The sequence below is a fragment of the Paenibacillus sp. FSL H8-0168 genome (assembly GCF_038592955.1).
Taxonomy (GTDB): Bacteria; Bacillota; Bacilli; order Paenibacillales; family Paenibacillaceae; genus Paenibacillus; species Paenibacillus polymyxa_B.
The window spans coordinates 1454189-1477371 of sequence record NZ_CP151948.1 but is presented as its reverse complement, the minus strand read 5'-3'; the positions used below and the strand labels follow the sequence as shown (position 1 = coordinate 1477371).

The window sequence follows — 23183 nt, the reverse complement described above, 5'->3', positions numbered from 1 at the left end:
TGCTTCCAGAGCACCAATTGTGTGCACACGTTTGCGAAAACCTGCTACCTATGATGCTTTAATGTTCAGATCTGTTGTTCCCGCCCGCTCTATCCCTACCAGTGACTAGAACTTTTCAGGGTTCAGGAGTGCGTAGATTAAATACATAAACACAATAGCCGTAAGCCCGAGTATAACGATCATCCTCTTCGTCCTCCTTTAGAGGTCTGCGCATCACACCAGCGTACAAACAGCAGTATCACTCCATAACTCACAGCCATGACGAGCAGCATGTATATATCCATCATGTTTATACCCTCCGTATCGGTCTTCAGATCGCCATTCTTATTTCATCATAAAATCATAAAACAACTATGTTATAAGTGCTTATCCGTTCAGCAGAAAACCCACCTCTCCGTTCAATGTGTAGATCACATGGTCCGCTCCCAATCCCCGATAAATTCCTTGTGGATTACAGCCGTGTGTAATAACATAGATCGATTCCGATGTTAGTGGTCGACATATTTGTAGGAAACGGCAAGTCAGATTCAAGCTGTTCTCGAACAAATACACACTACCAATTTCTTTTTTTGGAAAATTCCATTTTCCCGCTTGCATGGTATTGATGCGGACAATGTGCTCCACACCCATTTTTTTGAGCTGTCGTTCCTCCTGGGCGCTATTCGTCAGAACTGCAAACGCCAATTTTTTGAAAATAAGCAATTTCACAAAACTTCTGCCCGCTTCATTCGGTGCAGTGACAATAATTAACCGACCTTCCATCAGTAGCTCCTCTCCCGGTATAAAAAGACAACAAAAAGAAGCCGAAGGAAAAAGGCTTTCCTCCGGCTTCTGACATATCCATGATAAAATAAACCATGGCTGCACACGGCGGTTTGTTGCCTCTCCCTGTACGCTTACGAGGTTAGCTGTCGGATTCGGACGTGAGAGTCGCCCTATTTCTGGCACTTGACCGGAAAATTCACCCCATGAGACACCCGGCAAGCCGTACAGTCTCGATTGGTTCCCCCGCTTTTGCAACTGCAAAATTCAGCGCTATAGACATTTCGTTGTTGCTTCATTCAAGTTAATTTGAAATTACGTCTTGAATCATACACCCGCGCATGGAAGACTGTAAAGCTCAACTGCGGGGTTATAAATCGGCCTTTAGAGCATAGAAGATTAATAATAACGCTTACAATGAAACTATGCTTCTCACAGCTCCTTCAATCTCTGTTTTTCATCCCTTTTTGAAAATGACAAGCATGTCAATATTGGCGTAGGGTAAAGCGTTTTTGGCCATTTTTTGTAAAAAGAGAAGAAAATACGCTATATGTACCAGCTAAACACCGATTGAACCCTCTTTTATAAGAAGAAACACCTTAATTCGCTTCATTTGCGGTGCGATTTACTGTTTTAAACAAAATACGATTTTACAGCGGCTAAAGGCTTGATACAGCTTTTCCAGACTTGCAACCTTGTTTTTAATTGCTTACAATTTAATTGTTGAATATTGAATAAGGAGAGATACTATGACCGTTTATGAATATGATGCGCAAACCCTGCAAGGGAAACAAATTCCGTTATCCACATATGAAGGGAACGTTCTGCTTATCGTGAACACTGCCAGCAAATGTGGGTTAACCCCCCAATACAAAGCGCTACAAGAGCTATATGACCAGTACCATGAACAGGGGCTCGAGATTTTGGGATTTCCCAGCAATCAGTTTGCCAAACAAGAGCCAGGTTCCAGCGAGGAGATTTCCGAGTTTTGCCAGATCAATTATGGGGTTACCTTTCCGATGTTCGCCAAAACAGATGTCAATGGCGATCAAGCACACCCCTTATTTCGCTACCTGACCCAAACAGCTCCGGGGGTGTTAGGGTCCAAAGCGATCAAATGGAATTTTACTAAATTCTTAATTACAAGAGAAGGTAACGTATTTAAGCGCTATGCACCGCAAACCACTCCAGATAAGCTGGCGGGAGATATAGAGAAGCTTTTGCAGCAAAACTGACATTCTTCATTATCACAGTTAATAAACGACCTGTTGCAACCGTGGCTTCCGTGGCTAAAGAATATAACGAAAAATGCTTAACAAAAAAAGCATCCCTTCACGTAAATCGTGTCAGGATGCTTTTTTAACTAGGTCTTGCATATAATGCGGTCGAGAGGACTCGAACCTCCACGGGCGTACGCCCACTACCCCCTCAAGATAGCGTGTCTGCCATTCCACCACGACCGCAAATCATAATGTAATGAGGCAACAGATTTATTATACTCTCTCATCAACTATTTGTAAACAAAAATATAATAATTATTTTATATGTTATTTTAACTAACATATATGAGCGATAAGAATATTTAATTTGACACAAAAGCTACTTAAATGTAAATATATATTACATATATTTCGAATATCTTTCGTCCCCCCAAGTAAAGAGTAAAATAACATAACATAAGGATTCACTTCGAGGAGGCGAACCGCCCTGCATAAAGGCAACCGCTTGCTGAACTATGCATTATTGTTGGACCCTTCCCTACCTGTTGGTGGCTTCACCCGTTTTAACGAACTGGAGAAACTATTCCGCAGCGGACATTTGAACAGTCTACAAGACCTGGAACATTACATGCTGGATGATTTGTATCCTCAATGTACAACCGTTGACGGCATGGCTATCAAAAGTCTGTATGTCGCCATCCAGCAGAATGACAGTTGGCGGATCGCTCTCATCGATAAGATGCTGCATACCCAACGTCCCTCCTTGCAGCATGTGAAGGAGTTTCGTCTATCCGGTCAGCGTCTACTCAAGCTCGCTAAGGCTCTTTATCCTTGGCTTGAATTTGACCAGTTGGAATCCATACTCATTCAATACAATGCGATTGGCACACTCGCTACCGTTCACACCTGGATTAACTTCCTCCTCGGAAACGATGTAGAACAGACCGTTCACGGCTATCTTAGCGCAGCGGTGTCCTTCTGTGTGGAAGATGCCTTCAAACTACTCAATCCTCCTTATGAGGAAAAGAACCCTCTTATGGAACGTATGACAAGCGAGCTGCTCTCTGCCTGGAAGAAGCTTAACCAACCTGAGCCAACTGCATCTCAGCGTCGCTTTCTTCACAGACATTGGTCCAGCTCCTACATCACTCTACCTCTTTATATGAGCTTGGATGAACCTAGACTGTCTTCCTCCCCAGGTCTATTCAAACGCCTTCCAGCATCCCCCTGATGCGTCGTTTCGCCAATGTGGTCACAACACGAAAAACACTCTGTCCCTTTCCTCAGGTGGCAGAGTGTTTTTTATCCACATATAATCGCAATTCACACCATTAGCAGACTCTAGACAGATTATCAGAACCACCTAGCACTTAATTAAGTAATTAATTCAACAAAAAGACGCATTTACGATTGTAAAAACACGTATAAAAGTGTATCATAGTGTCAGATGGTTAATTCTAACATGTTTACTGATGATTATTATAACACACCAATTATTCCGCAAGAATCCGTAAGGGGCGATTTCTCTTGAACAACAAAATGCCTGTCACCTCCTTCGGGTGGGCCATCAAACAACGGCTTGTCGAACTTCGACTGGATCAGAAAACATTTTGTGAGACACACAATATTCCGCCCTCACGCTTGTCCAATCTGATTCACGGCACCCGCAAAGCACAAAGGTACAGAAAACAAGTTTCTGCAATTCTGAACATCGACGATAACGATTATAAGGAGGCACCGCCACTCTAAACCCAACAAGCATTCCAGTTACATATAGGTCATTCCATATCACCAAGAAACCAAATAAACCCGTAAAGCGAACCCCTCCAGTTCGTTTACGGGTTTTCAACCCAGACGATCTTTAGCCAAAAAATTATTCCGGCTTTGTTTTATCCTTCTCACTTTTTTGCTTACGGTATTTCGCAAATTCAACATATTCTAAAATAAAATTCTGTTCTTCCGTCTCAAGATCTTCTGCCTGGCAATTCAGTGGCCCCATCACTCCAAAAAAATAAGCAGCCTTCTGCTCCTGAAGTACGCCTTCCCCTGGCTTAATCCCTTTCATTAACCAATCAAGCGATACATTAAAAAAGTCCGAAATCTGAATCAAATGGGTGGTACCCGGCGTTGTTTTACCTCTTCTCCAATCACCGAGATTCCCTGAACTGATTTTAAGTTTTTCGCAAAATGCCTTCTTGGTCATTCCGCGATCCTTAATCAAAGCTTCAATCCGCTGATAAATAGTTTGATCTCCCAAAATGTTTCCCCTCCGACACAGTAACTTTTTCTGAAATAATTTTCATTTTTCAGCCTTACTCATTAGTAATCCTCATCAAATCCTAAGCAACCATTACCCCATAGTAGAATTGCGCTGGTTTTTCTCTTTACGAAAGCGGGTAAATTCAATATACTCAAGTATAAAATTTCTTTCCGCCTCACTTAGCGGTTCCTCCTGGCAATTCAGTTGCCCTGAAGCGTCAAAAAAATAAGGGTCTTGCGACTCCTTCAGCACCTCACCCTGTACATCTCGACCCAGCATAATCCAATCCAGACTGGCATCAAAAAAAGAAGCGATTTCAATGAGTTTATTCGTGCCCGGCGTCGTTTTTCCTCTTTTCCAATCCCCGAAGTTCCCTGTACTAATGCCTAACTGCTGGCAGAACGCCTTTTTCGTCATTCCCCGTTCCTTGATGAGTTCCTCAATGCGATGGTAAATAGATTGCATAGAAGTTCCTTCCTCCCTAGCAGGCTCTCAAATAACGATATCATGTTCTCTGTTCCCATTTCAAAGATCACGTATGCTAAAATTACCGAATTATGTATGTTGGTTTCCATTATACCACAACACGCAACAAAAACCGCCTGTTTTCCGAAGAAAGGGCGGTCTTTAAGCCAGTTCACTTACGCCAATCACGTAGCAGCGTTGTCGATTTTAAGTAAGATATGCTTCAATTCATTCAAAGTTTCACTCAGATGCAATAAATCTTCTTCTGGCAGATACACCAGTCTTTCTTGAATTTTATTGGAGAAGGTATGAAATACCTGTTCACAAAAAGCATCGCCTTCCTGTGTAATCGCCACATTCACGACTCTGCGATCCGAATCACACGACTGGCGGTCAGCCAACCCATGCTCCACCAGTTTGTCCAGAAGAGGAGTCATGTTCGGACGTGAGACATTGAGCTGTTTGGATAAATCAGATACCGTAGACAAGCGCACCTCACGCAGAAGCAGTAATACCTGAAAGTTATTAGGCGACAAGTGTAATGGTAAATCGAGCGGACCGTAGGTGAAAAATTTCTTCTTCACAATCGGAAACAAGCCCAAAATATTTTCTGATATATTTCCTAACAGTTGAGTGTCCATATTTTTCACCGTCACTTCATAAGTTTATACTTATCATTCTATAACATTATGGCATTATATTATACTATGGAATCATTATTTCATCATAATCATTACTTTATTACATCACTACACAAATAAAAAAAGCCTCTACCGCGAGAGACTTTTCCGTTTATTCCATTGATGCGGTCGAGAGGACTCGAACCTCCACGAGCGTACGCTCACTACCCCCTCAAGATAGCGTGTCTGCCATTCCACCACGACCGCATAACAAAATATAAATGGTGAGCCATGAAGGACTCGAACCTTCGACACCCTGATTAAAAGTCAGGTGCTCTACCAACTGAGCTAATGGCTCATGCTGTTCATCCAAGCTGTCCGCCATTAGACCAGACCTCAGGAATTTCCCTTAAGCATGCAACATGTAGTCTATAAAGACAACAATGACCCGTAGGGGATTCGAACCCCTGTTACCTCCGTGAAAGGGAGGTGTCTTAACCCCTTGACCAACGGGCCTTATTATTATGCGCCAACTTGGCGACAAGAAAGAGTATATCAAATAGAATAACGAATGGCAATACTTATTTCTAAAATTTTTAAAAAAGCAGTTTTTATAAGTACAAAATGCATATTAACTTACAATCACTTATCCCAAATCATTAAAATCCTGAAAACAGCGATAAATGATTGCAATATCACTTGTATTTACTTATAATCACTTACAAGATACCGAAATAATTATATATCAGAGGAGCTTTCTATGTATCAGGAAGAACGAATGTTAAAAATCGTTGATTACTTACAGCTTCATAAACGTATTTCGGTGGATGATATTTGTGAATTTTTTAATGTTTCACGAGATACGGCGCGTCGAGACCTCGTAAAACTTGAAGAACATCAAAAAATTATTCGCACCCGCGGCGGCGCTCTTATCCCTACACTGCATCACGATCCAATTGGAAATTATAACGAAAGACTACTTACTGTATCCGAGGAGAAACAAGTGATCGGACAGCTGGCTGCCAGCATGGTACGAGATAAGGATCGTATTATATTGGATTCCTCTACCACCGTACAGGCGTGTGCAGAAAGACTGAATGTGCAGGAATGTTCGGTCATCACCAATTCAATCAATCAGGCTGACGTGCTATCTGGAAAAGACGGTGTCTCCATACATCTGTTGGGAGGCCGCCTGCAAAAAGAACACCGATATGTATATGGTTCCTCCGTGATCGCCACTTTGTCTCACTATTTTGTAGACAAAGCCTTTATCGGGATTGGTGGTATATCTGCCCACGGACTAAGCCTGATTCATGAAGAAGACGGTATGCTGAAGCATCAGATGATGAAGCAGGCAGATCAGGTGATCATCCTTGCGGACCATTCGAAATTCGGAATCAATTTTCCATATCGTTTTGCCGATCTGTCTGAAGTTAATATCGTGATCACCGACAGATTGCCAGAACCAGCGATGCTGGAAATTTTGCAACATTATGATGTTGAAGTTGTTGTACCCTCATAAAATATGAAACTGCTTAGCTAGAACTCAAGATTTATCACAGAGATATCGAAAGACAGGAGTTGGAGAGAAATGAAACTGTTTGCGATTGATATGGATGGAACACTGCTGAACGAGGAAGGAAAAATAAGCAAAGTGAACGCGGAGGCTATACGCCAAGCACAGCAGCAAGGCGTTCAGGTGACAATTGCCACTGGTAGAGCCGCTTATGACGCCTGGACGAAGCTAGAGGAAGCAGAGCTTATAACTCCAGTCATTGGAGCAAACGGTGCAACCGTACACGATGTGCATCGTCGTCAGTTAACCTCTACTCCTATGGGCCGCAGTGAAACGTTTGAAGTGCTGAGTTGGCTGCATGACAACGACTTTTACTATGAGGTCATGACAGACCGCGCTATTTATTCTCCACAAAACGGACATCAGCTACTTGCTGTTGAAATGGACCGCTTGCTGAGTGCCAACCCGGATATTTCGCTGGATACTTTATTACATGCAGCTGAAAAACAATATGAACAGACTGGACATACCCGGATCGCTTCATATGAGGACATTCCACTGGATGTAGAGATTTATAACGTGCTCTGTTTCTCCTTTGATCAAGCCAAATTAGAGCGGGGCCGTGAGCGTTACCGAGATTCTCAGGGCCTGAACATGGTCATCTCTTCAGACCGTAACTTTGAAGTCGAGCATAGGGATGCGTCTAAAGGTAATGCATTGCGTTATCTGGCGAATCATTTGAGCATTCCCATGCAGGAAGCCGTAGCGATTGGGGACAGCTACAATGATATCTCCATGCTGACGATGGCAGGAACAGGCATTGCCATGGGCAATGCAAAAGACGACATCAAGGCCGTCTGCTCCCAAGTGACTCTGACTAATGCGGAAGATGGCGTCGCTCATGCTCTGTTGAACATACTCAAGACAGTCGAGGCTGACACCGTGAAATAGAAGTCATTGGCTGCGTACAAGACAGGCTAACGCCGCTTCATGCTGTACGCAGCACGTCCCCTCTTCATTTAAACGATTTCAGTCCACCGTTATTCTCAAAGCAGATATAGACGAAAAGGACGCTCGCAAGCATCATTACAATGCATACGAGCGTCCTTTTTCTACTTAAAATACCAACGGAGAGAGAGGGATTCGAACCCTCGCACCGCTTTCGCAGCCTAACCCCTTAGCAGAGGGTCCCCTTATAGCCACTTGGGTACCTCTCCATGGCTCCCCGAACAGGACTCGAACCTGTGACAACTCGATTAACAGTCGAGTGCTCTACCAACTGAGCTATCAGGGAACATTACTGTAAATTATCTTACAGTATGGTTAATTTACCATGATTCAGGGGGTGCCGTCAAGTGCCAACAGGCGAAGCTTCCCTCCACATTTCCCACAGCGATACCGCTGAGGATTCATCTTACGCTTGCGCATATACTCCTGTTTACAGGAAACGCATACTAGCTTGTAACGATAAGGCTGAGGCTTACGTTCCGTTCTTCCCGGCAGAGTCTGACAATGCCTGCTTCCTCCTACACGGGCCAGCCATGCTTTGAAGTCAGCATCTCGATGCTGATAGCCCATCCCGCGCAAATGCAAATGATAATGGCACAGCTCATGCTTAATAATTTTCTCCACCTCAGAACGTCCGTAAGCTGCGAGTTGATGTGGATTAATTTCAATATGATGACTTTTCATAAAATACCTACCACCTGTGGAAGACAGGCGCGCATTAAAGGTGGCTTGATGTCGAAACGGCACGCCGAAGCTCTCCAGCGAAATGCGCTCTACCCATTCTTGAAGCTCTTCATTACTCATAGAACGGTTCATTGAATGGTTCATTGAATCGCTCAGGGACTTGGACTCCATTCTAACGGTCTCCCCTCCTTTGCTCCTTACTGACAAGCATATTATAAAATAACGACCGAAGTCTAACCCCCAATTCATAAGCACACTTTAGGTACCCACCCCATATGCTAAACATACAGATGTAACGCAGAGGAGGAGATCGGCTTGCCTCAATGGCTCAGCAACCAGCTCATGCGGGCCTTTTACAAAAAGGACCGGCGCCAAATTAAACTGTTGAACGATTGTTGGTTTTTTTATCATAAAGCACCTGGCGTGGAGTTCGATGCCAACAACGGGTGAAAGCTAAAGGCATCCAAAAATGAAAGCCGGAAGCTCCGATGCAGTTCGGAGATTCCGGCTTTTATTATACCTGCACAAGAAGGTTGTACAGCTTTATTTAAAGTATTATGCCTGCGATTGCGCCTCTGCAGGAGGTTTCATCGTCAGACCAACCCTGCCTTTTTTCAAATCAACATTCAACACCCACACCGTTACGTTATCACCGACAGATACGACATCCATCGGATGCTTTACGAAGCCACTGCGCAGCTGTGAAATATGAACCAACCCGTCACTTTTAATACCGATATCGACAAACGCGCCGAAATCAATGACATTGCGGACGGTTCCCTGAAGCTCCATACCCGGTGCCAGATCCTCGATCTTCAGCACATCCTTGCGGAATACAGGCAACGGCAGCTCGTCACGCGGGTCACGGCCCGGACGCTGGAGGCTGTCCAGAATATCCTTCAGTGTCGGCACGCCGACTTCCAGCTTCGCAGCCAATTCGTCAATGTTGGACACGCTCAGTGCTTCCATTGCAGTCTTAGTACCCAGATCGTGAGCGCTAATGTTCAATTCCGCCAACAGGCGGTCTACGACAGCATAAGATTCAGGGTGAATCGGTGTGCGGTCCAGCGGATTTTCTCCACCCGGTATACGGATAAAGCCTACAGATTGCTCGTAGGTTTTTGCACCAAGACGCGGCACCTTCTGCAACTGACGACGGTTGCTGAATTTTCCGTTTTCCTCACGGTACTTAACGATGTTTTTGGCAATCGTCGCGTTGATCCCTGCTACATAGGATAACAGCGCAGAGGAAGCCGTGTTCACATCCACACCGACATGGTTAACGGCTGATTCGACAACGTCCTTTAAGCTTTCATCCAGATGTTTCTGCGACACATCATGCTGGTATTGGCCTACACCAATAGCCTTCGGCTCAATCTTGACCAACTCAGCCAGCGGGTCCTGAACACGACGTGCGATGGAAGCCGCACTGCGCTCGGCCACGTCCAAATCGGGAAATTCCTCCTGTGCCAGCTTGGAGGCAGAGTATACGCTCGCGCCCGCCTCATTGACGATCAGATATGCTAGACTGCTGTCACCAATGTCCGCGATGACTTCCGCTACGAATTGCTCTGTCTCGCGCGAAGCGGTTCCGTTACCAATGACAATCAATTCAATCCTGTATTTGGCAATCAGCTGCTTGAACTTTTCAGCAGCCTCGCGCTTCTTGTTGTTCGGCGGTGTCGGATACGTCACTGCCACTTCCAGCAGCTTGCCGGTGTCATCGACAACCGCCAGCTTACAGCCTGTCCGATAGGCCGGATCGACACCGAGCACACGTCGGCCCTTGATCGGAGCCTGTAGCAACAGACTGCGCAAGTTGCCTGCAAAGATGGAGATGGCCTGCTGCTCGCCCTTCTCCGTCATTTCAGCGCGCACTTCACGCTCGATAGACGGCGCGATAAGTCTTTTGTACGCATCCTCGATGACACTGCGGAGCAGATCTTGCACGACAGACGATCCTTTAATCACTTGACCTGCCACGTAATTGTAGATGGAATCTGGCACTACCTCCAGACCAACCTTAAGAATGCCTTCCCGCTCTCCGCGATTAATCGCCAGAATACGGTGAGGTGGCATTTTCTTAGCGAGCTCACGATAGCTGTAGTAGTTCTCATACACGGATTCTTGCTCCGCGTCCTTCGCTTCGGAGGTCAACATACCATGGTCCAGCGTATATCGGCGTACCCATTGGCGAATAGCCGCATCATCCGCTATATTTTCAGCTAAAATATCCAAGGCTCCTTGGATGGCCGCCTCGGCGCTGTCCACTCCCAGTTCCGCATTTACATAAGACTCGGCTTCTTTCAGAGCATCGCCCTGCTTCGGCTGGCTCCAGATCCAGATAGAGAGCGGCTCCAGTCCCCGTTCCTTTGCTACACTGGCGCGGGTTTTGCGCTTTTGCCGATACGGACGGTACAGATCCTCCACTTCCTGAAGTTTAACCGCAGAGGTGATAGCAGCCTGCAGGTCTTCCGTCAGCTTGCCCTGCTCATCAATAATGCGGATGACCTCTACCTTACGATCCTCCAGATTACGCAAATACACCACACGATCTTCAATTTCACGCAGCTGATTTTCATCCAGCTCTCCTGTCATTTCCTTACGATAACGCGCGATAAAAGGAATTGTATTCCCTTCATCCAACAAACTGATCGTTGTCCGGATTTGCTTGAGTGCCAGCGACAGCTCTCTCGCCACTTGTTTGACAATCCGCTCTTGGCGTTCTGCTTCGTTCGGCTCCTGCCGGATTTCCGTCTTCGTTTCCTCGTTAGACAAACCTATCCCTTCTTCCTCACAGCTCTTGTCTTACACCATGTCTTTCATTATCACAAAAAATGATTCAAAGCGCCAGCAGGTGACGTTAAAGCAAGCCCTACCTGCATTTTTCATCGGACACACAAAAGGACAGCGCCCAAGCGCTGCCCTTTTCCCGTTTCACTCGTCGTTCCATCACGCTAAAAATCAATCAAACCGAGACTGATTTGTAGCGAATCGCTCACTTTGCGCATGGTTTCTTCATCTAAATGGGTGATTTTGTCGGTAAGCCTTTGCTTGTCGATCGTCCGAATTTGCTCCAGAAGAACAACAGAATCACGATCAAAGCCATGCGTCGCCGCGTCGATTTCCACGTGTGTAGGCAGCTTTGCCTTCTGAATCTGGGCGGTGATGGCTGCTACGATCACAGTAGGACTAAACCGGTTGCCGATATCATTTTGAATGATCAGCACAGGTCTGACGCCACCTTGCTCGGAACCGACTACGGGTGAAAGGTCTGCAAAAAAAACGTCGCCGCGCTTTACGATCAATATGGATTACACCCCGCTAACTGTACGGCCCAAGGTGCTGTTTGCATCTTCCTCCGCGTGAAAGGCTTCGGATGCCATGGTTAAGTTAATTTTAGCCATTTCCATGTATCCACGCTGCATAGCTTCACGAATGTAACGTTTTTTACGTTCGCCTACATACAGCTTCATGGCCTGCCTAATAAATTCACTGCGGTTGGAATTTTCCATAGCTACGATCCCGTCCACTTCCTGCAAGAGATGATCTGGCAAACTGATCATTATTCTTTTGGTGTTCTGCAAATTGGCCAACTTCTCTTCCACCCCCAAAACCTTGTCGCCATTGTACCATTATAACGTTATTCCCGGTAATTTATTCAAACGGAATACAAGAGAATGTATATGATATTCGTATATCATCTATGCTGCATTCCATTATAAACTACGCAGTTCGTTTTCGTACAGGCGTTTGATCCCCGAAATACAAGTGTCAGCGGAGCCTGATGCGTCTTTTGACAGTTATAGCGCTCTTTTCTTTCCTTTGTATCATATTTCGGGACGTTCTGCGAAAACTCCTGCTTTTATTCGGTAATTTGCGTTATGAAATTAATTCCAGCGGGTTGGAAGAAGCGAGTTCACTCGAACAACAGGAACATGACCTCGTGTGTATACACGCGGTACCCTGTCTGCGATCATGCAGATCACCTCATAGTGGATCGTACCAAGCTTGGATGCCAGCTCATCCGCCGCGATAGTTTCGCCGGACTGCTGACCGATGAGAACAACCTCTTCGCCGGTTTGGATTTCTTCCGCATCTTCTGCGAAAGATTGTAAGGATACCATACACTGGTCCATGCAAATCGTGCCGAGTACCGGGACGCGGCGACCGCGTATCAATACTTCGATCTTCCCACTCAGCATGCGGGAGTATCCATCCGCATAGCCGATTGGCAGTGTACCGATCCGTTCTTCACTGGAAGTCACATACCGGGTGCCATAGCTAACTCCCCAGCCGGGAGGAAGCGTCTTGGTATAAACCACCGCCGTCTTCAATGACAATACAGGCAGCAGTTCAATGGCTTGCCGGTTAACCTCATCAGACGGGTACAGACCGTATATACTGATACCAATCCGCACCATATTGGGGGAAAGAGAAGGGGTATCAATGGTAGCGGCGCTGTTGGCCGTATGTATAATGGGAATGGTGATACCTTGTTCCCTTAGCGCTTCCGCCACGCCCCGAAACCGATCATATTGTAGCAGTGTATAGCTTTTGTCTTCTTCATCCGCGCGGGCAAAATGGGTGTACATGCCTTCCAGCAGCACTTGCTCTAATTCGTGAGCCTGCCGGACAAAAGCCATAGCCTCTTCTCCAGGCAGCAAACCCAGTCTTCCCATGCCGCTGTCTATTTTGATGTGCACCTTCAACTTGCGTTCGTTTCCTTGGCGGTCCAGTCTGCGGATACCCTCCAGCACTTCCTCACTGAACACTGTCAATGAGATATCATGATCCCAAGCCGTTTGCACAGCTTCCGGTGAGGTGTAACCAAGTACTAGAATTGGTAGCTGAACCCCTGCATGACGAAGCTCCAACGCTTCATCCAGAAAAGCGACGCTCAAATAATCCGCACCAAGGCGTTCCAATTCCTTTGAAATTTCCACGGCGCCGTGTCCGTAGGCATTAGCCTTGACACAGACCAGTATCAGCTTATCCGCTGGCAATGCCTTGCGAAAAGCCTCATAGTTGGCGCCAAGGTGATCCAGGTTGATTTCGGCCCGGGTCGATCTGTATTGTGCTTGCAAATCCAGTCACCTTCTTCAATTGTTAGCCTGTAACATAACCTTTTACCATTCGGAGTGTGGCAAAGTTCTTGCTTCCAAAGGTTAATGGTAATGTTCAAAAACGTGGCTGTCAAATGGCAGGAGAAGTTTGCCAGCATCCTCTACAATGAACACGACATACAAGCGGTGCACATCCTAGACCGCGAATGAACAAAAGACGGATACGGGCGGCAGCAGAGCATTTTTACACTCTAGACCGTCTGCATCCGTCTATAAAGTTTTATTTACCCGATTGATCCTGTATAGAAGCGGCAATTTGTATCATTTCGCTTACAGGCAGGTCAGCACTGGTGATTCTGAACTCGATTCCGTCATTCATCCAGGTCATCGTCTGCTGTTCGCTTCCGGTCAGAACGGCAAAGCTTCCTCCAATATCAACCAGTTCGCCTGCGGCTAGTGCGACTGCCCGATCTTTTGGGCGCGCCTCCACAATGGTATAATTATACGTTCCACTATACCGCAGCATCACGGCATGTGTACCATTATCCTCCAGCTCCGGCGTATCCTTGATCTGTACTCCGGCTGGCGTGTAGGATGGTTCGATTAAGCCGAACTCACCCATCACAGCTTCTGCCGCATCTGTTCCCGCTGACGTTCCGTTTGCGGCATCCGATGTGCCCGGGGTTTGTTGCTGCGCATCTGCGTTGGCTGCTGCGTCCGGTTTGGACGTATCATTTGTGGCAGTACCGTCCACCTTCGCTTCCCCTGACGGCTGCTGGACTGCATCCCCTGCTGTTCCCTGCTCTTGTCCGGGTTCGCCAGACGTCACGCCAGTCGTCCCATCTATCGCACCGGAAGGATCAAGCTGACCGCTGGGCTCCACTGCTCCGGAAGATGGCGCCCCTTCGCTACCCGTACTCGTCTTACCTGAAGCCATGTTCCGCTCCATATCAAAAGAGTCCTTGTCAAACTTCGTATCAAAAGCAAATTGATCGAATTTCAGATCAACAACTACCTTGGCATTCGCATCAGACACCTGTACCTGAGTCGGTGCATAGTCATTTTTGGACAGCCATATCTTTTGTCTCACCAGCGCATGGCTGTTGTAATTCGCTGCCACATCAAACACATAGGATTTATCGTCGGTAGCCAACTGACGGGAGGCATCGCCGATAATGCTGCGAACCAACGTTTCATATAAATATACTTGACCCTGATTGTTTGGCCAGTCGCTTTTGAAACGGAAGCTTTTGTTCAGGCTGGGTGTCAGTACAAATACACCCTCATCATTACGAAGCACAATTTGCGTAACATCCTTTTTCTCGTTCGTCATGGCAATTCGGTAATAGGACGGCTTGCGGTAGGAAATATCCACCTTGTATTCCTGCGGCGTGTCGCCGGTATGCAGCGTCATCAAAGCTGTACCGTGGTAGCTGTTCAGGTCGCTCACCACGTCACTCAAATCTTTAACCACATCGTCCGCGCTCTTCTTGCCGCACCCGGCCAGCAGCAGCGTTACACACATGACCATGGCAAGCATCCATGAAATCCGGCGCATGTCATCAACCCCTTCAGCACATGTTTTAAATGAATTAGTACATGTCTATGAAGAACTTGTTCGATTTATGCAGACTGGCATGACAAGCTTGAACGTATCCTAATGATTTCGTCTTTTTCTCTCCTTCTAGCGCAATATCATGATCTGCATTTTTAATGCTGTCGTACCCCACGTAACACAAAAATATAGCTCCAATGAGCCACATGATCACCTGTACAACAGATAATGACAAATCAATAAAATTTGAAGCCTGAAATGAGCTGAGAACACATGAGACTTATTTTGTACAAAATCGGATTTATTGACCAAGTTTGTCCATTGAGTATTGAGGGTTCAGCGCTTATCATTGCTTTTGTGATAATAATTCTCATTTACAAAATTCTGAATCATTCTATTATACGGAGGTTGCTATGGTCAACAAGAACTCGACAATCAACAAAAATTCTACTCGACAATACACTGCTCTGATCTGCCTTTTCTTTCTTATGGGGGCATTGCTGCTGGGATGCGGCGCATCTGACAATCAGACTGCAAGCAGCAACACAACAGCATCAACAAAAACATCGGAAGCTGCCACAACTCGTGACTACACAGACTATAAGGGACATACAGTGAACATTCCCACGACTCCTGGACGCATTGCTTACTTCGGAGAAAACTATGGGGATCTATTGGTTTTAGACGTACAAGCTATAGGTACATCGACTTCTATGATTGAAGGCAAGGTTTATGAGAAGCAGGTTCAGAACGTGGCCGATCTGGGGTTCCCGATTAATTTGGAAAAAGCCTTGGAACTACAGCCTGACCTGATCTTTAGCGCCGATACAGATGAAAAGCAATACGCAGAGTTAACAAAAATTGCACCTACAATTATGTTCGATACCTTTGCCCCGTTAAACGAACGTTTGCTGCATCTCGGAGACATTGTGAACAAGAAAAAGGCTGCTGAAGATTGGCTTGCACAATATAAAATAAAGGAAGCGGAGATGTGGACTAAACTTCACGCAGAAGGTGTTAAGGCGGGGGAAACAGCTTCAGTCTTTACCTACTATCCAGGTGACCGTTTATTCGCAATGGGACGGACAGGACTGTCACAAATACTGTATGAAAAGAATGGTTTCAAACCTACCCCTCCTATCCAGAAAGCCCTGGATGAAGACAAAGGATTTGTGCAAATATCTCAGGAAGTGATCGGACAATACGCTGGAGACCGGATTTTCATACTAAGAACACCAAGTTCAGAAGCCCAACAATCCACCGAACTGTTAATGAAAAGCAAGCTGTGGCTCCAGCTCCCTGCTGTCCAACAGGGGCGTGTGTATACTCAGGATATTGGCAAAACTGAAAGTGATGCTTCCACTCGAGAATGGCTGCTGGAGGAATTGCCCAAGCTCATCAAATAAAATTGGAGAAGCTTATCGACACTTGTTGATAGCTTCTTTTTTGTTGAACCTAAAGGAGGTATACTTATAAATACATGATAACCATTCTCAATAAAAGGAGCAATACCGTGAACCAGTCTCCGTCGTCCGTATATCCTCCCCCGTTCAGTTCACTGCTTTTTCATTTTAAAGAAATTGCGTTGATTGGTGAGCCTACCGATGAATTATTATCACGTCCCAATTCATATCACTGTCTGCTTATGTTCATCGGTGGGACAGGTATGGTGGACATTGGCTCAGAGCAGTATCTATTCCATACAGGTCATGGATATTGGCTAGCTCCAGGTGAATCCTATCAAATCGCTCCCCTGAATGGAACTGTGCCCGAATACTACAAAATCACGTTTGAGGTCATCGCTTTGCCGTCAGAACCACAAGCGGACATGGCCTTGGGTGAACACGCAGTACGTATGCCATCCCTATATCATGGACCTGTCCTGCCGAGACCGCGCGAATGCATCGTCTCCTCTTCTTCCTCCAAACTTATTCAGTTGACTGAAGAGCTATTTCATAGTACCCAACAAATGGTACAGCCGCATAACCAAACATCTGTATTACGGCAGCAAATCATGTTTCAAGAGTTGCTCTTGCTGTGGCAGGAAGACCACACCCATATTGATCAAAATAATACCTCTAATCCGGCATTGCCAGCATCGGTGGAAGGTACCCTTTCATATATGGAAAACCACTATGAAAAGCCCATTACCGTCAAGCAGCTCGCTGAACAAGCGAACGTTTCCATATGGCAATACTCCCAATTGTTTCGTAAAATGACAGGCAAAAAGCCGCTGCATTACCTCACTGAGCTGCGCTTGAACCATGCCAAGCGGCTGCTGCTGGAATGCAAACGGCCTTTACGTGAAATTGCCCGTCAGGTTGGTTTCTCTGACGAATATTATTTTAATCGACGGTTTAGGCAAATGACCGGGATTCCCCCGGGCAAGTACGCACTTTCTGTCTCCGGTTCTGTGCGCGTCAAGGATTGGACGGGTCACCATATTCACATTCCGCGCCGAGCAAGCCGCATCATCTATCATGGAGAAACGATGGGCGATCTATTGGCATTAGGGGCCAAAGCCATCGGTGGAAGTCTGCGACTCAGTGAATACAGCGTCTATAAACATCGTCTTGTGAATGTCGCCGATGTGGGCCTTCCACTGGATACCCGCTTGACCAGTGCTCTCGATCCTGATCTAATTATCATCGCTAATTCGGATGAACAGGAATATGAGCGCATTGCCAGTATCGCTCCCACCGTCACCTTCAACTCCTTCGCCACGCTGGAGGAACGAATGCGTACACTTGGCACCTGGCTCGGTAGGGAGCGGGAGGCCGAACGCTGGTTGTCTACCTTCACAGCCCGTAATCTGGCAATGTGGCAGCAGCTCGGTACGCAAATCACAGCCGGAGAAACAGCCTCCGTCTTCATCTTCGATCATGGTGATCGGCTCTTTGTTATGGGTATGTCCGGATTCTCGTCGGCCCTCTACCACCCACAGGGCTTTCAGCCCGTTGAGCCGATCCAAAAGGTGCTCGACGAGGGACATGGCTTCGCGGAAATAGATCTGAACGAATTGCCTGATTACGCCGGGGACCGCATTTTTATGCTTGTCCCAACAGCTCCAGAATCCAAACGTACGCTGGAACGCATGATCAGCAGCCCTCTCTGGCGCAGCCTTCCTGCTGTACGTCAAGGTCGGGTATATTTCGTAGAAGCTGACCGCTGGAACTGGAGCGATGCCATGACCCGGCAAAAACTGCTTACTGCACTGCCCAAACTGCTCGTCACTTCAACCTGATAAGCTGCCATTTTTCTAAAGATACTACATTAGACCATGAATGCTTCCATCTGCCTCCAGCGACATATGCTCAGCTGCTGGGGATTTGGGTAATCCTGGCATCGTCATAGTATTGCCTGTTTCCACGACCACAAAGCCTGCCCCTGCGGACAAAGAAACGCTGGACACGTGAATGGTAAAGCCCTCCGGTGCACCTAGCAGAGAAGGTTGATCTGAGAAAGAATACGGTGTTTTGGCCATGCATACAGGCAGTTGTCCAAAACCAAGCTGCTCCATACCGGCCAACGCCCGTTTGGCCGCAGGAGTGTAAGCTACCTCTGCCGCACCATAAAGCTCCTTCGCAATGACACTAATTTTCGCTTGCAAATCAAGTGTATGCTCATACAATGGTGCAAAATGGGCTTTGTCCTCCTGGAGCAGGTTGAGCAGGCTTTGGGCCAGCTTTTCTCCACCTTGGCTTCCCTGTGCCCACACCTGTGACAGCTCTACGGGTACACCCAGCTTGCGGCATTCCGAGAAAATCAGTTCCAACTCGGCTTCGCTATCTGTTACAAAATGGTTGAGCGCTACCAGTACTGGTACGCCAAATTTTTGCAAATTCCGAACATGCCGGTTCATGTTGACTAATCCAAGTTGCAATTGCTCCAGATTTTCTGCATCCAGCTCATTTTTAGCTACACCGCCGTTATATTTCAGCGCTTTGGCTGTTACGACCAACAGAGCCGCATCTGGCTGCAAACCGGATTGACGGCACTTGATGTCAAAAAACTTTTCCGCGCCCAGCTCGGCCCCGAATCCAGCCTCCGTGACGACCACCTCTCCCAGCTTCAGGGCCAGCTTCGTACCGATCAAACTACTGCATCCATGCGCAATATTCGCAAAAGGTCCACCATGCACAATAACTGGAGTTCCCTCCAACGTTTGCACCAGATTGGGTTTCAATGCTTCCCGCAGCAGCACAGCCATACCTTCCACCGCCTGGAGTTCCTCAGCTGTTACCGTTTCGCCATCTTCGTTATAACCAATCACCATCCGACCCAATCGCACTTTAAGATCGTCCATATCTTCACTTAAACATAATACTGCCATCACTTCTGAAGCCGAGGTAATCAGAAAGCCACTTTCTCTCACTGCTCCATTACCTGACCCCAATCCAGTCACAATATTTCGTAAACTCCGGTCGTTCATATCAACAGCGCGTTTCCACACGATCCGCTCCGGTTTCAATCGCAAAGCATTTCCATGAAATAAATGGTTATCGATCATCGCTGCCAGCAAATTATGCGCTGCCGAAATCGCGTGAATATCACCTGTAAAATGCAGGTTAATGTCTTCTGCCGGAACAATCTGGGCTTGTCCTCCCCCGGTTGCTCCTCCTTTCATACCGAAGCAAGGGCCAAGGGACGGCTCACGCAACGCAGCAACGGTTTTATGCCCCAGCGCATTCAGCGCCTGTGACAGCCCGATGGTTGTCAGCGTTTTTCCTTCTCCCGCCGGCGTGGGATTCATTGCCGTAACCAGCACCAGCTTTCCATTCGGGCGATCCTTTAACTGCTCCCACAGGGACGGATTCAGCTTCGCTTTATATTTTCCATACGTCTCCAGATGTTCTTCTTCAATGCCTGCTTCTTTGGCTATATCAATAATCCTCTTCATCTTTCGTTATGTACCCCCCGTTTTATAAGTCTGACCGATGGTGTCAAACCCTGTATCGTTTTATTTTACCAAAGTGTGCCGCTTATTGCGCTATGATTCATTTCATCGCAAGCGTTGCTATCATGTGAGTTATAAAAAAAAGAGCATTCCCCGCCCGCATGGACTTTGGTGGATGCTCTTTTGATACGTCTCGTTTAACAAACAGCTCTCAATTTAACCTGCAAAGTTAGCAGCGTAATTTTCAGCAATAAATCCCTTAGAAATCAGGATAGCTTGGGATTTCTTAGTAGCAGGACCATAGCCTTGGGACAGCAGATCATTAATATGTAAGCGGTTATAAATGAAGCAAAATACAAAGTTGGACGCCCCACTCGTAAGGATCGATACCAGAAAAATAATAACTGCCCACTTCCAATCCCCTCTAAACAACGCAGGGAAGAAACCGAAAAAGAGCGTAGTCCATGAAAAACCTACTTTGCGTTCCTTAATCATTCCAGTTTTATTTCTTAATTTAATCTTCATTTACCCCTTACCTCTCTTTATATAGTCTTTTAGAACTATATTAGATTATATAGGACAGAGGGAATAAATGGAACTAATTTCGGTAAAATCATAAATTTCTCAAATACTCTCTAGTTTATAATGCTTTTCTAGCATTTCTTTAAAAACATCAACAGGGTACTTGTATTCTACAGTTTTGAAAACAATCCGGTTATTCCACTGGTTTTTTTCCAGCTCGCACCCATGCTCCATATCCAGTTCCTTCATGATAAAAATAATCTCATCTAAGGTTCTCATTACACTATGACTATTCGTCGTAGTAGCCAGCATCTGCTCGCCTTCCTGTATGTAGGCCTTTACGATCTGTTCATCAAAGCCTTCGCTGATCATAAATTCCTTCAAGGCTTGCATAAAAAGAGCTGGCAAGCTTTTGTACTGCGATTTTTTAATCCCAAAAAGCGTGATGCTTAAGCGGGATATATCATGCATAAATACTATATTTTTTCTTCGATTAAGTAAAAACAAGCTGGCATGCCAACTATTCAAAGGCGGATAAATATCAACTTGAAGTGGTTCAGTCTCCCATTCCTTCAGCAGTTTTTGTGTTCCCCGTATGACAAACATCTTTGCTCTCCTTTATTGACGGTCCTGTGCCGTAGCTCGTGATTAGACATACCTGATTTCTAGTATAAAGCATGTCACGTATATCATAACATCGTATTCCAAACACCGGATTATAAACTCTTTCAGTATAATAGAGGAAAGATATATTACCAGACACTGCTGATTACGTAACTCCCTGGGACGATCCAGGGAGTTTTCATTTTTTCTTTGGATATTTTTTATGGAAATCCCCTCCACTGCTCTATATAATTCAGGTACAGTTCGTCACGCGAGCTTAATCTAAAAATTAGGGGTGTTCCACACCTATGTCACAGCATATTTTACTTATTGAAGACGATCTATCCATTGCCGAAATGCTACTCAAAGCACTCACTAAGGAAGGATACAGTCTAACCACTGCCTATGACGGGGAAGAGGGTCTTCTTGCCTTTGAACGTCATACCTATGATCTGGTACTGGTGGACTTGATGATGCCGAAGGTGGACGGTATGGAGGTGATCCGCCGGATCCGTACCCACAGCGCCGTACCTATTCTGATTATGTCAGCCAAGGACAGCGACGTGGATAAAGCGCTTGGACTGGGCTTTGGGGCAGACGATTATGTTGCCAAACCTTTTTCAATGCTGGAAATGACAGCTCGTATTCAGTCCGCGATCCGCAGATCTACTACATATGCCCGTCAGCAACAGCAGGAGGAACAGCCGCAAGCACAAGTTTTGACCTACGGCAGTCTGCGCATTGATTTTGATCATTTTACAGTCATACGCAATGAAAATGAAATTCAGCTAACAGCCAAAGAGTCCGATATTTTGAAGCTATTTGTAGCCAATCCGAACCGGGTATTTACAAAAGCACAATTATACGGATTTATTTGGAAAGACGATTATATGGGCGACGAGAACGTGATTAACGTCCATATTCGCCGCCTACGTGAGAAAATCGAAGAAGATCCCTCTCATCCTGTCCACATTAAAACGCTATGGGGCATTGGCTACAAATGGGAGAATGGTTGATATGAACATCGAAAACATTTCTGAATGGATTGTCGGCCTCATCATGTCAGTCGTTATAGTATGGCTTTGGCGGGAGCGTATGGCCTATAAGCGCAAAATAAAGGATATCCGAACCCTACTAGAGCGGATTGTGACGGTGAATCATGCGGAAAAGCTGCTATATGTCACAGGTGACGTTGAACTGCAACGACTCATGACGGAAATTAACCGACTGCTGGACTTGAATCTCAGAGTGTCAGCAGATTACAACCGTAGCCAAATTGCTATGCGCAAAATGATTTCGAACATTTCACACGATCTCAAGACCCCGCTTACGGTTGTGCTTGGATATGCCGAGATGCTGGATGGCGATCCGACTATTTTGCCGGAAGAACGTATAAAGCTGCTATCCAAAATTCATCAAAAGACAAGCGAAGCGATTGAGTTGATCGGAAGCTTTTTTAATTTGGCGAAGCTGGAGGCTAATGATACGGATATTCCGTTGACTCGACTGGAAGTGGGAGAACTGTGCAGACGCAGCATTTTGGAGTTTTATGACCTGCTGACCGCACAGGGGTTTACTGTGCATATTGAAATCCCGGAGCACTCCATTCATGCCTTGGGGAACGAAGGAGCGATTGGGCGGGTGCTGAACAATCTGATCTCGAATGCCATTCGTTATGGGGCAGATGGACGGACGCTGGGTCTGGCTCTATTGGAACAGCAGGATACAGTGCGTATAGAGGTATGGGATCGTGGCAAAGGCATACAGGAATCTGAGCAAGATAAAGTTTTTGAACGCATGTACACACTGGAGGACTCCCGTAATAAGGCGGTACAAGGCAGCGGACTGGGCCTTACGATTGCCAAACGTCTGGTTGAAACGATGAACGGAGAAATTCAATTGACTAGTAGACCTTATGAGCGGACAGTCTTCTCTTTTACATTGAAGAAAATCAACTATTAATCGAACTCAGCATTTTGCATAATTCGATTTGTGCTCAACTTAA

Annotated in this window: 23 protein-coding genes, 6 tRNA genes, 1 pseudogene and 1 riboswitch; of the genes and pseudogenes, 10 read left to right on the top strand and 20 right to left on the bottom strand. The window is 46.1% G+C overall.

All coding sequences use genetic code 11. The features are described 5' to 3' along the window. Nucleotides 1-366: 366 nt before the first annotated feature. A complete protein-coding gene (locus MHI21_RS06820; RefSeq protein ID WP_023987603.1) occupies nucleotides 367-762 on the bottom strand; it encodes a hypothetical protein in 396 nt (131 codons plus the stop codon). 115 nt (nucleotides 763-877) lie between these two features. Then, a riboswitch (cyclic di-AMP (ydaO/yuaA leader) is annotated at nucleotides 878-1045 on the bottom strand. Nucleotides 1046-1511: 466 nt separating this feature from the next. On the opposite strand from MHI21_RS06820, the gene MHI21_RS06815 reads away from it, so the two are divergent. Further along, nucleotides 1512-1997, top strand: coding sequence for a glutathione peroxidase (locus tag MHI21_RS06815; RefSeq protein WP_103048853.1), 486 nt, complete (start codon nucleotides 1512-1514; stop codon nucleotides 1995-1997). A gap of 145 nt (nucleotides 1998-2142) precedes the next feature. Here MHI21_RS06815 and MHI21_RS06810 read toward each other — a convergent pair. Further along, nucleotides 2143-2225: transfer RNA gene (locus MHI21_RS06810), tRNA-Leu, on the bottom strand. Between the two features lie 262 nt (nucleotides 2226-2487). Between MHI21_RS06810 and MHI21_RS06805 the strand changes: the two genes are divergently transcribed. Both MHI21_RS06805 and MHI21_RS06800 read left to right on the top strand, forming a co-directional pair. Beyond that, nucleotides 2488-3213 carry an urease accessory UreF family protein gene (locus MHI21_RS06805; protein WP_341162006.1) on the top strand — a complete coding sequence of 242 codons (726 nt, stop codon included), beginning with the start codon at nucleotides 2488-2490 and terminating at the stop codon, nucleotides 3211-3213. 296 nt (nucleotides 3214-3509) lie between these two features. Further along, on the top strand, nucleotides 3510-3731 hold the full coding sequence (locus tag MHI21_RS06800; protein WP_023987600.1) for a Rha family transcriptional regulator: 222 nt from the start codon (nucleotides 3510-3512) through the stop codon (nucleotides 3729-3731). A 124-nt stretch (nucleotides 3732-3855) separates the two neighbouring features. Here MHI21_RS06800 and MHI21_RS06795 read toward each other — a convergent pair whose 3' ends face one another. The 6 genes from MHI21_RS06795 to MHI21_RS06770 form a co-directional block, all read right to left on the bottom strand. Next, on the bottom strand, nucleotides 3856-4239 hold the full coding sequence (locus MHI21_RS06795) for a helix-turn-helix transcriptional regulator (protein ID WP_013309253.1): 384 nt from the start codon (nucleotides 4237-4239) through the stop codon (nucleotides 3856-3858). A gap of 93 nt (nucleotides 4240-4332) precedes the next feature. Beyond that, entirely contained in the window at nucleotides 4333-4707 is a 375-nt protein-coding gene (locus MHI21_RS06790; protein WP_023987599.1) for a helix-turn-helix transcriptional regulator, read from the bottom strand. Nucleotides 4708-4892: 185 nt separating this feature from the next. Then, nucleotides 4893-5348: a MarR family transcriptional regulator gene (locus tag MHI21_RS06785; protein WP_053324898.1), complete on the bottom strand. Its 456-nt coding sequence runs from the start codon at nucleotides 5346-5348 to the stop codon at nucleotides 4893-4895. Between the two features lie 163 nt (nucleotides 5349-5511). Next, nucleotides 5512-5594 (bottom strand) — tRNA-Leu (locus MHI21_RS06780). Nucleotides 5595-5609: 15 nt separating this feature from the next. Continuing rightward, nucleotides 5610-5685 (bottom strand) — tRNA-Lys (locus MHI21_RS06775). 86 nt (nucleotides 5686-5771) lie between these two features. After that, nucleotides 5772-5843, bottom strand: a tRNA-Glu gene (locus tag MHI21_RS06770). Nucleotides 5844-6087: 244 nt separating this feature from the next. Here MHI21_RS06770 and MHI21_RS06765 point away from each other — a divergent pair. Then, nucleotides 6088-6849, top strand: coding sequence for a DeoR/GlpR family DNA-binding transcription regulator (locus MHI21_RS06765; protein WP_341162007.1), 762 nt, complete (start codon nucleotides 6088-6090; stop codon nucleotides 6847-6849). Between the two features lie 69 nt (nucleotides 6850-6918). Further along, nucleotides 6919-7794, top strand: coding sequence for a Cof-type HAD-IIB family hydrolase (locus MHI21_RS06760; protein ID WP_341162008.1), 876 nt, complete (start codon nucleotides 6919-6921; stop codon nucleotides 7792-7794). 177 nt (nucleotides 7795-7971) lie between these two features. Here the strand turns inward: MHI21_RS06760 and MHI21_RS06755 are convergent. The 3 genes from MHI21_RS06755 to MHI21_RS06745 all read right to left on the bottom strand — a co-directional run bounded on the left by MHI21_RS06755 (nucleotide 7972) and on the right by MHI21_RS06745 (nucleotide 8706). After that, nucleotides 7972-8060, bottom strand: a tRNA-Ser gene (locus MHI21_RS06755). Between the two features lies 1 nt (nucleotide 8061). Further along, nucleotides 8062-8137, bottom strand: a tRNA-Asn gene (locus MHI21_RS06750). Between the two features lie 44 nt (nucleotides 8138-8181). Next, nucleotides 8182-8706 (bottom strand): SprT family protein, encoded by a 525-nt coding sequence (locus MHI21_RS06745; RefSeq protein ID WP_341162009.1) that lies wholly within the window; start codon nucleotides 8704-8706, stop codon nucleotides 8182-8184. 144 nt (nucleotides 8707-8850) lie between these two features. On the opposite strand from MHI21_RS06745, the gene cmpA reads away from it, so the two are divergent. Beyond that, a complete protein-coding gene (gene cmpA, locus MHI21_RS06740; protein ID WP_007429337.1) occupies nucleotides 8851-8985 on the top strand; it encodes a cortex morphogenetic protein CmpA in 135 nt (44 codons plus the stop codon). A 105-nt stretch (nucleotides 8986-9090) separates the two neighbouring features. On the opposite strand, the gene MHI21_RS06735 is transcribed toward cmpA, so the two are convergent. The 6 genes and pseudogenes from MHI21_RS06735 to MHI21_RS06710 all read right to left on the bottom strand — a co-directional run. Then, entirely contained in the window at nucleotides 9091-11313 is a 2223-nt protein-coding gene (locus MHI21_RS06735) for a Tex family protein (protein WP_341162010.1), read from the bottom strand. A 179-nt stretch (nucleotides 11314-11492) separates the two neighbouring features. Next, nucleotides 11493-11843, bottom strand: a complete 351-nt coding sequence (locus tag MHI21_RS06730; protein WP_007429335.1) for a type II toxin-antitoxin system PemK/MazF family toxin — start codon at nucleotides 11841-11843, stop codon at nucleotides 11493-11495. 6 nt (nucleotides 11844-11849) lie between these two features. Further along, complete coding sequence (locus MHI21_RS06725) at nucleotides 11850-12131, bottom strand: ribbon-helix-helix protein, CopG family (protein ID WP_007429334.1); 282 nt, start codon at nucleotides 12129-12131, stop codon at nucleotides 11850-11852. 294 nt (nucleotides 12132-12425) lie between these two features. Continuing rightward, nucleotides 12426-13622, bottom strand: coding sequence for an alanine racemase (alr, locus tag MHI21_RS06720; protein ID WP_165176342.1), 1197 nt, complete (start codon nucleotides 13620-13622; stop codon nucleotides 12426-12428). A 259-nt stretch (nucleotides 13623-13881) separates the two neighbouring features. Beyond that, nucleotides 13882-15159 (bottom strand): DUF4367 domain-containing protein, encoded by a 1278-nt coding sequence (locus MHI21_RS06715; protein WP_341162011.1) that lies wholly within the window; start codon nucleotides 15157-15159, stop codon nucleotides 13882-13884. Nucleotides 15160-15259: 100 nt separating this feature from the next. Then, nucleotides 15260-15391 (bottom strand): annotated as a pseudogene (locus MHI21_RS06710) (lysine transporter LysE); the annotation flags it as partial. 178 nt (nucleotides 15392-15569) lie between these two features. Here MHI21_RS06710 and MHI21_RS06705 point away from each other — a divergent pair. Beyond that, nucleotides 15570-16562 carry an ABC transporter substrate-binding protein gene (locus MHI21_RS06705; RefSeq protein WP_342419688.1) on the top strand — a complete coding sequence of 331 codons (993 nt, stop codon included), beginning with the start codon at nucleotides 15570-15572 and terminating at the stop codon, nucleotides 16560-16562. Nucleotides 16563-16669: 107 nt separating this feature from the next. Further along, the gene (locus MHI21_RS06700) at nucleotides 16670-18400 is read left to right on the top strand and encodes an AraC family transcriptional regulator (protein WP_342419687.1); all 1731 of its coding nucleotides are present in this window, start codon (nucleotides 16670-16672) and stop codon (nucleotides 18398-18400) included. Between the two features lie 24 nt (nucleotides 18401-18424). Here the strand turns inward: MHI21_RS06700 and MHI21_RS06695 are convergent, their stop codons facing one another. From MHI21_RS06695 to MHI21_RS06685, 3 genes are all read right to left on the bottom strand, one after another. Next, on the bottom strand, nucleotides 18425-20056 hold the full coding sequence (locus tag MHI21_RS06695; protein WP_209949626.1) for a formate--tetrahydrofolate ligase: 1632 nt from the start codon (nucleotides 20054-20056) through the stop codon (nucleotides 18425-18427). Nucleotides 20057-20269: 213 nt separating this feature from the next. Further along, the gene (locus MHI21_RS06690) at nucleotides 20270-20578 is read right to left on the bottom strand and encodes a hypothetical protein (protein ID WP_013309242.1); all 309 of its coding nucleotides are present in this window, start codon (nucleotides 20576-20578) and stop codon (nucleotides 20270-20272) included. Between the two features lie 99 nt (nucleotides 20579-20677). Beyond that, entirely contained in the window at nucleotides 20678-21181 is a 504-nt protein-coding gene (locus MHI21_RS06685; RefSeq protein ID WP_209949628.1) for a hypothetical protein, read from the bottom strand. A gap of 305 nt (nucleotides 21182-21486) precedes the next feature. Here MHI21_RS06685 and MHI21_RS06680 point away from each other — a divergent pair, with 305 nt between their 5' ends. Together MHI21_RS06680 and MHI21_RS06675 are read left to right on the top strand one after the other, a co-directional pair. Continuing rightward, nucleotides 21487-22194: a response regulator transcription factor gene (locus tag MHI21_RS06680; protein ID WP_023987588.1), complete on the top strand. Its 708-nt coding sequence runs from the start codon at nucleotides 21487-21489 to the stop codon at nucleotides 22192-22194. A 1-nt stretch (nucleotide 22195) separates the two neighbouring features. Next, nucleotides 22196-23140 (top strand): sensor histidine kinase, encoded by a 945-nt coding sequence (locus tag MHI21_RS06675; protein WP_209949630.1) that lies wholly within the window; start codon nucleotides 22196-22198, stop codon nucleotides 23138-23140. Nucleotides 23141-23183: the final 43 nt, after the last annotated feature.